This is a genomic window from Trichothermofontia sp., assembly GCF_053493415.1.
Genome location: NZ_JBRCAD010000031.1, coordinates 1 through 13,294 on the forward strand (window position 1 = coordinate 1; position 13,294 = coordinate 13,294).

13 protein-coding genes are annotated in these 13,294 nt (G+C 55.5%); 9 read left to right on the top strand and 4 right to left on the bottom strand.

Translation table 11 applies throughout. From position 1 onward, the window contains the following. The 3 genes from ACWIUF_RS02970 to ACWIUF_RS02980 form a co-directional block, all read left to right on the top strand. Window positions 1-1,429, top strand: a 1,429-nt coding sequence (locus ACWIUF_RS02970; RefSeq protein WP_448570712.1) for a putative bifunctional diguanylate cyclase/phosphodiesterase, incomplete at its 5' end; no start/stop codon positions are given. Between the two features lie 189 nt (window positions 1,430-1,618). Continuing rightward, window positions 1,619-2,989: a CHAT domain-containing protein gene (locus ACWIUF_RS02975; protein ID WP_448570713.1), complete on the top strand. Its 1,371-nt coding sequence runs from the start codon at window positions 1,619-1,621 to the stop codon at window positions 2,987-2,989. A 188-nt stretch (window positions 2,990-3,177) separates the two neighbouring features. Then, entirely contained in the window at window positions 3,178-3,714 is a 537-nt protein-coding gene (locus tag ACWIUF_RS02980; protein WP_448570714.1) for an NADPH-dependent FMN reductase, read from the top strand. A 25-nt stretch (window positions 3,715-3,739) separates the two neighbouring features. On the opposite strand, the gene ACWIUF_RS02985 is transcribed toward ACWIUF_RS02980, so the two are convergent. The 3 genes from ACWIUF_RS02985 to remA all read right to left on the bottom strand — a co-directional run bounded on the left by ACWIUF_RS02985 (window position 3,740) and on the right by remA (window position 5,432). Next, window positions 3,740-4,330: a peroxiredoxin gene (locus tag ACWIUF_RS02985; protein WP_448570715.1), complete on the bottom strand. Its 591-nt coding sequence runs from the start codon at window positions 4,328-4,330 to the stop codon at window positions 3,740-3,742. Window positions 4,331-4,446: 116 nt separating this feature from the next. After that, window positions 4,447-5,010: a guanylate kinase gene (gmk, locus tag ACWIUF_RS02990; protein WP_448570716.1), complete on the bottom strand. Its 564-nt coding sequence runs from the start codon at window positions 5,008-5,010 to the stop codon at window positions 4,447-4,449. Between the two features lie 158 nt (window positions 5,011-5,168). Beyond that, window positions 5,169-5,432, bottom strand: a complete 264-nt coding sequence (gene remA / locus ACWIUF_RS02995) for an extracellular matrix/biofilm regulator RemA (RefSeq protein ID WP_448570717.1) — start codon at window positions 5,430-5,432, stop codon at window positions 5,169-5,171. An 85-nt stretch (window positions 5,433-5,517) separates the two neighbouring features. Here remA and ACWIUF_RS03000 point away from each other — a divergent pair, with 85 nt between their 5' ends. Beyond that, the gene (locus ACWIUF_RS03000) at window positions 5,518-7,290 is read left to right on the top strand and encodes an Rqc2 family fibronectin-binding protein (RefSeq protein ID WP_448570718.1); all 1,773 of its coding nucleotides are present in this window, start codon (window positions 5,518-5,520) and stop codon (window positions 7,288-7,290) included. Window positions 7,291-7,456: 166 nt separating this feature from the next. On the opposite strand, the gene ACWIUF_RS03005 is transcribed toward ACWIUF_RS03000, so the two are convergent. Continuing rightward, entirely contained in the window at window positions 7,457-8,185 is a 729-nt protein-coding gene (locus ACWIUF_RS03005; RefSeq protein ID WP_448570719.1) for a Crp/Fnr family transcriptional regulator, read from the bottom strand. Window positions 8,186-8,757: 572 nt separating this feature from the next. Between ACWIUF_RS03005 and ACWIUF_RS03010 the strand changes: the two genes are divergently transcribed. From ACWIUF_RS03010 to ACWIUF_RS03030, 5 genes are all read left to right on the top strand, one after another. Further along, a complete protein-coding gene (locus ACWIUF_RS03010; protein WP_448570720.1) occupies window positions 8,758-9,633 on the top strand; it encodes a hypothetical protein in 876 nt (291 codons plus the stop codon). A 482-nt stretch (window positions 9,634-10,115) separates the two neighbouring features. Then, window positions 10,116-10,748 (top strand): low-complexity tail membrane protein, encoded by a 633-nt coding sequence (locus ACWIUF_RS03015; RefSeq protein WP_448570721.1) that lies wholly within the window; start codon window positions 10,116-10,118, stop codon window positions 10,746-10,748. A 65-nt stretch (window positions 10,749-10,813) separates the two neighbouring features. Then, window positions 10,814-12,043 carry a DUF445 domain-containing protein gene (locus ACWIUF_RS03020; RefSeq protein WP_448570722.1) on the top strand — a complete coding sequence of 410 codons (1,230 nt, stop codon included), beginning with the start codon at window positions 10,814-10,816 and terminating at the stop codon, window positions 12,041-12,043. A 66-nt stretch (window positions 12,044-12,109) separates the two neighbouring features. Beyond that, window positions 12,110-12,796, top strand: a complete 687-nt coding sequence (locus ACWIUF_RS03025; protein ID WP_448570723.1) for a hypothetical protein — start codon at window positions 12,110-12,112, stop codon at window positions 12,794-12,796. A gap of 237 nt (window positions 12,797-13,033) precedes the next feature. After that, a partial coding sequence (locus ACWIUF_RS03030) for a DUF2887 domain-containing protein (protein ID WP_448570724.1) occupies window positions 13,034-13,294 on the top strand: 261 nt, incomplete at its 3' end.

Here is a 13,294-nt window from a genome sequence, read left to right on the forward strand (position 1 = left end):
CCTGGGGGTAGGGACGATCGGGGGGATTGGGGCGGTCCTCTTTAATCACCTCATCTGGATTCCGATCACGGGGCCGATCCTGGGGTTCCTGGGGACAATGGGGGTGGTGATGGCCCAACGGCTGCGCTATACCACCACCCACGATCGGGCCACGGGGCTGCTTAATGCCGATGCCTTTATCCACCGGTTAGGGCGATCGCTAGCCCGCCCATCTCACCAGCCTGAATCGTTGCCTTGGGGGGTTTTAGTCCTAACGATCGCTCGCTTCGAGCGTCTCCAGGCTAGTTTGGAGGGGGACGGGGGCGACCGCCTATGCCGCCAGTTTGTAAACCGCCTGCGGACGGTGCTACCGCGAGCCTCGGTGATCGCTCGCCTAGGGGCAGCGGAATTCGCGGTCTACCTACCCGGCACCCAAGCCAACTTGACTGCCCTGGCCGAGCGTCTCCAGGCCAGCCTGACGGAACCGTTGGTGCTGCCCCAGAAATCCGTGATCCTCACAACCCCGATCGGGATTGCCCTGTCCCAAGCTGATTACCAGTACACGCCGGAGAATTTACTCCGCGATGCCCGCACGGCCATGTATCGCGCCCAATCCCTGGGCAAAACCTGCTACGAAGTGTTTGCCACCGGGATGCAACAGGCGGTTGTTGAGCAATTGACCCTGGAGAGCGAACTGCGCCAAGGGATTGCTGCCCAGGAATTTGTCCTATATTACCAGCCGATGATTGCCCTCAGCACCGGGACGATCGTTGGCTTTGAAGCCTTGATTCGTTGGCAACACCCCCGTAGGGGGGTTGTCCCTCCCCTTGCGTTTATTCCCCTGGCCGAAGAAACCGGATTAATTATTCCCCTCGGTGCATGGATTTGCCAAGCCGCCTGCCAGCAAGCGCACCAGTGGCAAACCCTATTCCCCGATCGCCCCCTGGTCCTCAGTATCAATCTCTCTAGTCGCCAGTTTGAGCAGCCAGATCTCACGGAACAACTCGCGGTCATTATCCATGAAACTGGGGTTGCGGGTTTTCCCCTCAAATTTGAAATTACCGAAAGTATGGTGATGGGGGATATTGAGACGGCGATCGATCGCATGTTGCGGTTGAAAGCCCTGGGTTGCCAGTTAGGACTAGATGATTTCGGTACCGGTTATTCCTCCCTCAGTTACCTCCGTCGCTTCCCGGTGGATACCCTCAAAATTGATAAATCCTTTGTCCAAAAAATGGGGCAAAGCCCTGAAGATGCGGCGATCGTGCGCATGATTATTGACCTGGGGCATACCTTGGGCATGGATGTGGTGGCAGAGGGGGTAGAAACCCAGGTCGATGCCGATCACCTGCGATCGCTAGGGTGTGATTTTGGGCAAGGCTACTTCTGGGCTAAACCCCTACCCGCTGCCCAGGCAACCGACCTATTGCAGGAACAATTTAAGGACTAATCGAATAGTTGAGCTTTTCATTTTATAATTTTCTTAGACTTGTCCTCAAGCAAGATGATCACCACAAGATTGGATAGTCAAAATACCTAAATTGACATTTAGGTCAATTTAATGGCTTTCAGGAAAGCTAAATTTTTCCGTAGAAATCCTGATTTCTTTACAAGATTTATTCAAGGGAGAAACTTAATAATGATCAATTGGCAACCGCCCACCGGGAATCCTCGTCATGCCGCCCCGTCCTGCACCCACCGCTGGTTAGCCCGATGCGTTGGGGTGGCGACAACCCTGGCACTTTGGAGTAGCAGTGCGCTTCCCGCTTGGTCACAGACCTTGAGTGAAAAAGTTCTCGCAATGGAACAGGGCTTGGAAAAGGAATTTGAGACCTATTTCGGTAAAGATTTGGCGGCGGTCAACCAACCCCCGGAGGCGATCGCCCAAACCCTGGCACAACTAGACCAGGCCACAGGGACCAAAGCCGCTGTCCTTTGGGTCATTCCCCGTGGCGATCACCTCCACTTAGTGCTGCTGACAGCGAAAGGAGAGCCGATCGTCCGTGACTTGTATGACGTGCCGGATACGACCCTACGGCGCATGGTGAACCGGTTTCACCTGGAGACCCACAGTTCCCCGAACCAGGGCAGCCTGACAGCGGCGCAACAACTTTACCAATGGATCATTGCGCCCTATGCCGACGACTATTTAGCCGCAGAAGGGATTGACACCCTGTTGTTTTGCCTGGGAAATGGGGTACGCAGTTTACCCTTGGCCGCTCTCCACGATGGGGAATACTTTTTAATTGAAAAATATAACGTCACGCGGATTCCGGCCTTTAATTTAATTGATACGGATTATGTTGAACTGAAGGGCGGCACCATTCTGGCAATGGGGGCTGCCGAGTTTCAGGATCAGCCTCCCCTCCCCGCTGTTCCCACGGAACTCACCAATATCCTCTGGGAACTGCGATCGGGACGCCCCCCCCAGGCCCGCTGGCAGGGAGAATCCTTCCTCAATCAAGCCTTTACCTTGCCCCATTTCCGGCAACTGCTGGCGACCCAACGCCCCACCGTGGTTCACCTCGCCACCCATGCCGCCTTCCAACCCGGTCAACCCGACCAATCCTATATCCAGTTTTGGGATAGCCAACTGCGGTTGACCGAAGCCCGGCAAGTGGACTGGAACGATCCGCCCCTCGAACTGCTGGTGCTAAGTGCCTGTCGCACCGCGATCGGGGATGATCAGGCGGAACTGGGGTTTGCCGGTTTAGCCCTCAAGGCCGGGGTCAAAACCGCCCTGGCTAGCCTGTGGAATGTCAATGACAAGGCAACCCTGGTCCTCATGAGTGAGTTCTATCGCCAACTGGGCACCTCCTCTACCAAGGCGGCAGCGCTCCGGCAGGCCCAACTCCGAATGTTGCGGGGAGAAGTCCGGGCCGAAGGCGATCAACTGCTCCTGTCGCGGGGGGCGGTACCCCTGCCCCAATCGCTCCAAGATCAACGCATTGGCGATCTGTCAGCACCCTACTACTGGGCCGGATTCACGCTGATTAGTAGCCCTTGGTAAGTCCGCATGGGCGATCGCCTGACCTGAGGTCCCCACCTTGGCCACCCAGTTGCCGAAATCGGAACGGATTCGCTAGACTAAGCGTAGTCGTAATGAGTACGACTTATTGTAAATCTTCATGTTTCCTGCTCCGGAACGACTAGGGGCGTAGCGGCATGAGGCATTCATTACTGAGGGAGTCCTAGTTCATGATTAAGGTAGTTGGTATTGGTGGCAGTCTCCGCCCGAACGCCCATAGCTACCAAGCCTTGCAATTGGCAAGTCAGCGGGTGGCGGCCTTGGATGCATCGGTGGAGATTTTGGACTTGCGATCGCTCACGTTACCCTTTTGCGATGGGAGCCAGACGTATCCCGACTACCCCGATGTGGAAACCCTGCGGCAGACGGTCCAAGGGGCCGATGCCTTGATTCTGGCAACCCCGGAATATCACGGGAGTGCGAGTGGGGTACTGAAAAATGCGCTGGATTTAATGAGTTTTGAGCACCTATCCGGTAAAGTTGTGGGTCTGATCAGTGTGTTGGGAGGCCAAGCCAATAGCAATGCGCTCAACGATTTGCGCGTGATCATGCGCTGGGTTCATGCCTGGGTCATTCCCGAACAAATTGCGATCGGGCAAGCCTGGAAAGCGTTTGATGAGGATGGCAAGTTGCTAGATGCCGGGTTGCAACAGCGTTTTGATCAGTTTGCGCAAAGTTTGGTTCAGCACACGGAGAAACTTCGCTAGGGCTAAGCTGGGCGCTCGATCGCGCTTAAGAAGGGGGAACACCCGCTTGCAAGGCTTCTAACGTGGCCAAAACCTCCTGGCTATGGATGGCAGGCCGCACGGCTACGAATTCTGCCCGGAGAATGCCGGCTGGATCAATAATAAAGGTATGCCGGAGGGAACGGTAACCCAACCAGGAACCATAGGCTTTACTGACCGTTCCCTGCACATCGGCCAACAGTGGAAACTTCAGGCCCTCGGCATCACAGAAATCGGCATGGGAGGCCACATCATCCGCGCTGACCCCCAGAATTTGGGCATGATGGGCTTGGTAGCGGGGGAGATCCCGTTGGAACCGTTGGGCTTCCAGGGTGCAGCCCGCCGTAAAATCCGCTGGGTAAAAGTAGAGAACCACCCACTGGCCACGATAGTCCGCCAGGGAAATTTCGCCCTCACCCGTATTGGTGGGCAAGGTGAACAGGGGAGCCGGTTGATCGATGGGGGGCAGGGGACCGCCCAAGGCTAGGGCAGGGGCGATCGTCCCGGTTAGCCCTAGCCAGAGGGCTAAGCCGCAGGAGAGGCAACATACAACTAAACGATGCCACGATCGTGCCGCGTCTCCGTAAGAGAATCCCATGTTAACTGACCTCTCTATTGCAGATAAATCCTGGTGGCGAAGCAGGCGAATAATAGCCAGATGGATGGCTATTTCCTTAAGCAGTGACAGCCGAGACGGCTATCCCACAAGACTGGCTAGCAGGGAATGGGGTCAAACAAGGCAGATTCCAAAGCTTGGAGTGCCTGGGTCAAATCATCATTGACGATCTGCACATCAAATTCACCAGCGGCGGTTACCTCTTCTCTGGCCCGTTGGAGCCGTCGCACGATCGCGGCTTCTGGATCTTGGCCCCGTTGGCGAATCCGCTGCTCTAAGGCTTCAAGCGAGGGTGGCAGGATGAAAATTTGTAGCGCATGGGGGAACGATCGCCGCACCTGCCGCGCCCCTTCTAATTCAATTTCGAGGACCACCCAGTGGCCTTCTTGGATGTGGCGTTCCACGGCTTTCCGGGGGGTGCCGTAATAATTGCCTGCGAACTCGGCCCATTCCAGTAGCTCCCCTTGGGCCACCATGCGCTCAAACTCCTCACGGCTCACGAAGTAATAGTGCTGACCGTGAATTTCCCCCGGTCGGGGCGATCGTGTGGTAGCCGAAATCGACAGAAACAGTTCAGGATGTAGTTGTCGCAAAGCCGCCAATAGGGTGCCCTTGCCAACCCCACTGGGTCCCGTGAAGACGATTAATTTACCTGCCCCCATACTCCCAAGCTATCCTGTATAGCGCGATACAACCGATATTGCTTAAGTTTAATCAACTTCTTCGAGAAACTCAAAGGTCGGCGGGCAAGTCCCCTCAGGCGGCAGGTGAGCGGCTTGACGGTCAGCCTCACGTCGGCGCGACTAACCCTTTACCTTGCCTAACCTTTTTCAGGGACATCCTTCGGCATCAGGAACCGATTGGCGACCGTCTCTGGTTGCATGGCCGAGAGAATGATGTGGCCGGAGTCGGCAATGAGGACGGCACGGGTGCGACGTCCGTAGGTAGCATCGACCAATTGGCCACGTTCGCGGGCATCGCTGATGATACGCTTAATGGGAGCCGACTCTGGGCTTACGATCGCCACCACCCGATCAGCCGCAACGATATTGCCAAAGCCGATGTTGATGAGTCGCATGGCCATACGGCTGACTGAGCGGTTAGCTCAGGGATAACGCTGATACGTCCCATAGTATCGATAATTTTCTTAGCCTACAAGAATTTGCCCCTTGCAAGCCGTTGACTTCACCACCTTAGCTGCTGCCTGTCAGGAACTCCGCCGGGATTGGGTGCCTGCCCGTTTGGAGACAGTCTACCAGTGCGATCGCTACACGATTTTACTGGCCCTGCGGACCCTCGATCGGCGCGGCTGGCTGAGCCTGTCCTGGCATCCCCAAGCCGCCCGCATCTGTTTGGGGCAACCTCCCCCCCGGTTGCCAGATACGTTTACTTTTAGTGAACAACTGCGGCATCAATTATCAGGACTAGCCCTGGTTGATATCGTCACCATCGCCCCCTGGGAGCGGGTGCTTGATCTCCAATTTGCCCGTCGTCCTGGGGATGCGATCGTTTGGCATCTCTACAGCGAGATTATGAATAAATACAGCAATGTCCTGCTGGTGAATGCGGAGAATACCATCGTTACCGCTGCGCACCAGGTCAGCAGCCAGCAATCCCGCATCCGTCCGATCCAAACAGGCCAACCCTATGAACCGCCCCCTGCCCTCATGGGTACGATTCCCCGTCTAGAGGAGCCGTTGACCGTTTGGCAGGAACGCCTGAGTTTAGTCCCAAAATCCTTGAAACAAAACCTGCTGCAAACCTATCGGGGGCTAAGTTCGCCGTTAGCGATCGCGATGATTCAGGCGGCTGGGCTGACGCCTGATTGTGCCACGGCAGGCTTAAAAACAACCGAGTGGCAAGCCCTATTTACCCAATGGCAAACCTGGTTACGTTGCTTACAAACCGGAGCCTTTACCCCCGGTTTCACGCAGACTGGCTATACCGTCTTGGGGTGGCAGCTCCAGGAACCCGTGGCCTCCGTCCAGGAACTCCTCGATCGCTACTACACCACCCATCGTGATCGGCAGGAATTTCAGCAACTCCAGCATCGCCTTAACCAAAAACTGAGCAATCTCCAACAAAAACTGGCCCTGAAGATTTCTAGTTATCAATCCCGTTTAGAAGAGTCCGATCGGGCCGAAGACTATCGCCAGCAGGCGGATTTGTTGATGGCTTATCAACACCAGTGGCAACCGGGGATGCAGACGATCACCCTTGCGGACTTTAGGACGGGGCAGCCCGTGGCGATTGGCCTTGATCCGGAAAAGTCGGCGGTTCAGAATGCCCAGAAGTTGTACCGAAAACACCAGAAGCTAAAACGGGCACGCACGGCGATCGCCCCGCTGTTAGCGGCTGATCAAATGGAATGGGCCTATCTGGAGCAGGTGGCAACGCTTGTGGCCCAAATGACCCAGGCAACCCCGGCAGATCTTCAGGCATTGCAGGAAGTCCGGGATGAATTAATTCAACAGGGCTATCTTGACGATCCCCTGGCCGTTAGTCGGCAGGCCCGTGCTGCTAATAAAGCCGCGAGTAGAAGTGACAGTATGGCTAACCTCGACTGTCATCGTTACCAAACCCCCCAAGGCTTTGATGTGTTCATTGGTCGCAATAATCGCCAAAATGATTCCCTGACTTTTCGTTGGGCAAATGAGTATGATCTCTGGTTCCATACCCAGGAAATTCCCGGCAGTCATGTCCTGCTGCGTCTAAAGCCGGGGGCGGTACCTGACGATCAGGATTTGCAATTCACGGCAGATTTGGCAGCTTACTACAGCCGCGCACGGGAGAGCGATCGGGTGCCGGTCATTTACACCGAGCCGCGCCATGTCTATAAACCGAAGGGGGCTAAACCCGGTATGGTGCTTTATAAGCAGGAAACCGTGATCTGGGGCCAGCCTCAACGTGCTAAATACCAGATTCTTGGGGAGAATATCTGAGTTTTCAAGGGGTTGACAGTCTGTGTTCGCTCGCTACTCATTGGCTCGCTACTCATTTCGCTACTCATTGGCTCGCTACTCATTGGCTAACCACTAAGGCACTAAGTACACCAAGGTTCACTAAGACTTGGTGCGAACGGTGTGGTCTTCGTGTCTTGGTGGTTAATCAGGAAGAGACCCGCAGCTTGAGGGTTTCAGGTGGTAAACAAATCAAATTATCATTGTCTACCCGAATCAGTCCCCGTTGCCGAAGTTTACCCATGAGGCGCGTCACGGTCACACGGGTGGAACCGATCGCGCTGCCAATTTGGGCATGGGTGAGGGGCCACGGCAAACAGTAACCGTACTCATGGGCTTCGCCGTATTCTTCAATCAACAGGGTCAGTAACCCCAAGAGGCGATCGGCTGTCCGACGTTGCCCTAGGGCGCTCAGCCACAGCAATTTGCGCTGATGCTGATAGCGGAATGCTTCCATGACTTCTCGTCGGAAGTGGGGCCAATTGTCCATTTCGTGCCAGTACATCCAGAGGATACTGGTCTGATCGACATGGGCGTAACTTTGGAGGGTAAAGGGCGACTGGACGAGGATCTCAAAGGGTTCACCTGCCCCCACAAAGCCCAGGAAAGCATCTTCTAACTCCGATTGTTGGGCTAGGGAGGTGGGTTTGCGTGTTTTCAGTTGGGTATTGCCCACTAACCGCACCGTCCCCCGTTCGACCAGATAGAGGAGACCAGGGCGGGCCGGAATCCGTTCGTCTTTGCTAAACACCCGGCAACGATAGTGACCTTGTGCCCAATCAATGAGGCGCTGCCAGGTGAGGAAGGGCCGCGCTACGGTTGGGGCCAGTGTTTCTGGGGAGAAGGAAGTATCTTGCATGGCTTGTAATGTTGTCATAACTGGGTAGATTCAGGTGTTTTAACGGTTTTTTTGAAAGGGGTGGTTGGGTAAGGGTGGATACATTAACGATGCACCAGTTACGGTGCAAAAGCAAAAATGTTTGTCCGCTGATTGGTCACCAGGCACTCACCTCCTATAGCAATCTCAGGTGATTGATGAGCGTGGGGTGGGCATCCTGCCCGCGTAGGCTAGAAGCCTGCACCACAATTCCTCACGAACTCTTTAGGATTGCATAACATTTGGCCAATGGGCCATGATACCCCCTGTCCCTTCCCTCAATAGCAACGCATGACCCATAACGTTAGGAACGTGTAATGTTTCCAACTCTCTCCTAGGATAGAGAACCTAATGTATTAATTGCCTCATCCCCAAGAGAGATGTCGGGCGGCAATCTTGGCCACAGGAGTAGGATCTAGCCGGTATGGCCTAACTAACGCTGCCTAGTGGATTCTCCCTAGCGAACGGTGCCCGAATTCGCTAACTTGGGTTAAGCTCTACATAAATTGTGCGCGATTATCTGGCCCTTACTGTGATCGCGATCGCTTGCCCCGCTATGCCCGTAGCTGCCAATGGTGATGAATGCCCTAGCCCCAACCTCTCCGATCGCAGCCACGCCCCTGCCTGCGGCGACGATGACCACCACTGCGAATGCCGCTGTTAAACATTTGCGCTTCCAATGGGGGCCGAATGCCCAGGTATTTGCCTGCGATGATTTTGTGAGTGAGTTTCAGGGCACTACGAATACGGAACCCTCCCACGATCTGGTCCACCTCATTGTCGCGGCCTGTGAACACCTACCCTGGCAACCCGAAGGCCCACGGGAGTTGGTCTGTATGGCGGAATATAACGCAGTTTTGCTGGAGAATCTGTTTGATAAAACCTGCAATGCTGTGGTCTTTGGGACGACCCCTGATCCCAATACCTTGGCCGCCACGATCGCCCACATGGACTGGTTTGTGAACCAGCACTATGCGCCCTTTCCGATTCCGGCGGCTGCGGCCCTCCAGCGCTTCTTGCGTTTTGTTGATCCCTTTGTGGTCTCACGCCTATTTCCCTATTACCTGGTTGTCAAACGCTACGAACGCACCCATCCCGACTACCGGCAGGCGGAATATCAATTGCAATTTACGTCCCAAGATCAGCCGATGGTGGATGAGAGCGGCTGGCTAGCCCAGTGGTCCATCTATCGTCAATTGAAGGCGGCCCAAAGTGCGATGGGGATGGTGAGTTCGGCCCAGGAGTTGCGTGTGGAGCAGGTCCTCAAACAACTTGACCAGCTTCAGCCCGTTGCCGCCCCCCCAGCCTCTGGCGATCGCGAGGTTGCCCCCGATGTCATCCAACGCCTGACGGCGATCGAGGCCCAATTGGCCCAAATTGAACCCCTGAAGCAGCGGCTAGTTGAACTCGAAAATCAGTTAACCTCAACCTCGGCACGGGAAGGCTAACCCTTGCACGCTGGCGATCGTACAGTCAACATCAAACAGTAAACATACAGTAAACATACAGTTTCACAACGTTGGTAGGAGCGACTTGAGTCGCTGCTGTAGGTTGGCGTTGAGCCTGCGAGACCCAACCCATTTACTCAGCTTGTTGACTGACCTTGTTGGGGCGCACTGCGTTTGACCCAACCTACTGAACTTAAGTTGACAGGAGGAGAATGATCGTGGCTAAAAGAGGTCCCAAAAAACTGCGTTTGACCTAACCTACCGAAATTAAGTTGACAATGGACTGGAGCCAGCTCTACAAGCGTTAGATGATTAATGATGCGCCGCACTACAGCACTTCCATACTCGATGAGGTACAGGCTAGGGGCTTAAGCCCTTTGTTCGTAAGGCTTGACAGTACTTCGTTGGCGAGGGAACGGCTGTAGAGGCCCCAGGCTAAACTTAATCATTCCATGATTAAGCTAATCATTTAGGATGGCGAAATGTCTGTATTGAAGTCGGTGTTTAAATCAGACCCCTTTCTGTGGATTCATTTGTCCGGGCTGGCTGCCGTGCCCATCTGGCTAGAGTTGGGCTGGTTGGGGTTGGCTACGGGGGAACCCGTCCTCCCGGTCCCCCTGGAAGTGGGGATTGTCGCGGGTGTGAGCGGTGTCCTCCCGGCGGTGATGCAGTTGCTGCGCCCGTTTTATATCTTTAGCATTCCGGGCCTGGTGGTTCGGGCTGGGCAGTTGGGGGTGTCCCAGCGGCAAATTCTGCGCCAGATGTCCGATCGCCGCAATTACCTTGTCATCCTGGCAGTACCGTTGGTCTGGTCTGGCATCATCTGGCAGTTGTACCGTTTGGCTCCCCTCGCGAGTGGGGCGAGTCCTCTCCCCGCCGGTTGGCATGGGGTCGGGCTGGCGATCGCGATCGGGGCGTTTGCGCTGGCTAACCTGATGACCCAGGTACCCCTGGCGGTTTTGCAGGTGTTGCTAACGCCGGAGGCCGAGTTGGCGGCTTTGGAACCGTACCCAACGGCGCAAATTCCGCAGGACTTTACGGGATTAGGCTGGCCCGTCGATCGCATTCCCTTGGTCCCAACTCCAGTGGCCACGGATGATGGGGTAGAAGGTTAGGTTTGCCCCCCCCCCGCCGATACCTGAACGGCTTAAGATCGAAGCAGATTGCGTGTAGAACTGCCTTGAACCTCGCCAACCTATGGATTTATCTGGTCCCACCCATTACGGGTAGCATCATTGGCTACTTCACCAATGATATTGCGATCAAAATGCTCTTCCGGCCCTACCGTGCCCTCTACGTGGGGCAGTGGCGGGTGCCGTTTACTCCGGGGCTGATCCCCAGTAACCAGGAGCGCCTTGCGAAGCGGATCTCGGACACGATCATGGGGTCACTGCTGACGCCGGAGGAATTACAAAAACTAGCCCGTCGTCTGCTGCAAACGGAGCGGGTGCAAGGGGCGATCCACTGGCTATTATTGTCAGCGCTGGAGCAGGTGCGATCGGATACGGAGCAGAAAACGGCCAAAATTCTGGCGGGGATCTTGCACGATCTGCTAGGGGACTCAATGCCCCGGTTGTTGCGGGTATTGGCCCGTCGCGAGGATTTCCTCGAAGCCCAACTCAATCATATTTTTGATCAGGTCTTGCTGGAGTTACAACTGAGCCGGGGGCAAGCCGCCCAACTGGCCGAGTGGATTCTGGAGACCGCCCTGCCGCCGGATGCCATTCGTCAGGTTTTGATTGATTTCCTCACCGATCACAATATCCATGTGATTGATGAAGGCTTTCGGGAAAAGACCAGTGGCACCTACTGGGTAGTTGCCAACCTGTTTGGGGTGCGTAATGCCCTGCTCCGGTTACGGACCTATTGTCTGGATGAAAAGGAGGCCAGCAACGCCCGCATTGCGGAACTCACGGTGGCCCTACGCATCCGCCAACGCCTTCAGGAATGGCTGCAAAATCTATCGCTCCAAAATTTGCCGGTCTCGACGGTGCGCCAACTGCGCCAAACGATGCGGGAAGCGGTCCGCACCTATCTCCAGGAGCAGGGGGCCGATCTGATCCAGGGTTTGGCCCAATCTGTCAATTGGGAACATATTGCCAGCCTGATTCTCAATCGCCTCCGGAACTCGACGGTGGTGAGCAGTTCCCTGGTGGGAGTTAGTACGGAACTGGCGTTGGTGTTGGAGCGCTACTTGGAAAAGGATTTGGAAACGATCGTCACGCAGGTCATTCCCATCCTTAATATTGACCAGGTGATTGTGGAGCGGGTTAAGGCGACTTCGCCGCGCAACCTGGAACTGGCGATTCAGGGGATTGTGCGCAGTGAGTTGCAGGCGATCGTGAACCTGGGGGGGATTCTCGGTTTTATTGTCGGCTGTATGCAGGTGGTCATTTTGCTGGTCCGCTAAGGAACCTAGCCCAATGGGAATCGTCAATGGGGATAACCTGCACTGTTGTAGAAGAGAGGGAGAATCATGGCGCGATCGCGATCTACTGGCTATGTTCGTCCAACGGCCTGGTTGCTGAGTCTGGGGTTAGTTGCTACCCCCCTGTTGCCTGGAATCGCTGCGCCGGTTTTGGCCCAATCCACGGCTAGTCAGGGCCGTCTTCTGACCCAATTTTCCCAAGCACAGGTGCGTATTCCTGCTGGGACCTATATCCCCACTCGCTTTACCGAAGCTGAGCGGATTGTGGTCACACCGGAGGAAACTGCTCCGGTTAACCTGGTGGTGGCTAGCGACATTCGGTCTTCGATGGGGACGATTTTGATTCCTGCGGGCAGTACGATTCAAGGGGAATTGCGTCCGGTTGGCAATAATGAAGGCACCCAGTTTGTGGCTAATACGATCGTTCTCCGCAACAGTAATCGCGCCCAGGCGATCGTGGCGACTTCCAACGCCGTTAATCGGCGCGAAACAATTAGTAAGGGGACTAATACCCGCTCGATTTTGACAGGGGCAGCCGTTGGGGCAGCGGCAGCGGCAGTGATTGCGGGAATTACGGGCGATCGGGTCATCGAAATTGCCGAGGTATTGGGGGGAGCCGGGTTAGGTGCCTTGACGGGCTGGCTGATCCGGGGTCGCCGCACAGCGGAGGTGATTATCGTGGAACCGAACCAGGGCGATCTCGACCTGAGATTGCAAGCTGATTTAGTTTTGTAGGTCTACTCAATCTGTCATCAGCGGTCGGCCTCAACACCCAATGGGGGACATCCCTTAAGTCTAGCCATGCCCCCCTGCTGTATGAATGCTCTCTGACACTTTTATCGCAGTAGTCATGCTCAGCAGGCCGTGCCGAAGCGGGTGTCATCGCTGGCTAAGCCGCGCAGCGTACCCCTGGTTCGCGATCCCCGTGCCAGAATAGACCACCGTTGCCCTTGCGTTTATCCGCCCCTGCCCATGCGACGCGACTCGATTTTCTACCGCCTGTTCCAGCAGTCCCCAGCACTGCTGTTTGAGCTACTCCCCCAGCCGCCAGCCAATGCCAAGGACTACGGCTTCGCCACGATCGCGGTCAAGGAACCCCGCTTTGAGATCGACGGCGTTTTCATCCCCCCACCCACCGATCCGCCAGGAATCGTCTTCTTTGGCGAGGTGCAGTTCCAAAAGGATGACTACTTCTATGAGCGGCTCTTTGCCGAAATCTTTCTCTTTTTCTAC

Excerpts from the sequence above, each read along its gene's own strand:
- ACWIUF_RS02975 (WP_448570713.1), top strand. The coding sequence starts at position 1,619 with ATGATCAATTGGCAACCGCCCACCGGGAATCCTCGTCATGCCGCCCCG.
- ACWIUF_RS02980 (WP_448570714.1), top strand. The coding sequence starts at position 3,178 with ATGATTAAGGTAGTTGGTATTGGTGGCAGTCTCCGCCCGAACGCCCAT.
- ACWIUF_RS02985 (WP_448570715.1), bottom strand. The coding sequence starts at position 4,330 with ATGGGATTCTCTTACGGAGACGCGGCACGATCGTGGCATCGTTTAGTT.
- gmk (WP_448570716.1), bottom strand. The coding sequence starts at position 5,010 with ATGGGGGCAGGTAAATTAATCGTCTTCACGGGACCCAGTGGGGTTGGC.
- remA (WP_448570717.1), bottom strand. The coding sequence starts at position 5,432 with ATGGCCATGCGACTCATCAACATCGGCTTTGGCAATATCGTTGCGGCT.
- ACWIUF_RS03005 (WP_448570719.1), bottom strand. The coding sequence starts at position 8,185 with ATGACAACATTACAAGCCATGCAAGATACTTCCTTCTCCCCAGAAACA.
- ACWIUF_RS03010 (WP_448570720.1), top strand. The coding sequence starts at position 8,758 with ATGGTGATGAATGCCCTAGCCCCAACCTCTCCGATCGCAGCCACGCCC.
- ACWIUF_RS03015 (WP_448570721.1), top strand. The coding sequence starts at position 10,116 with ATGTCTGTATTGAAGTCGGTGTTTAAATCAGACCCCTTTCTGTGGATT.
- ACWIUF_RS03025 (WP_448570723.1), top strand. The coding sequence starts at position 12,110 with ATGGCGCGATCGCGATCTACTGGCTATGTTCGTCCAACGGCCTGGTTG.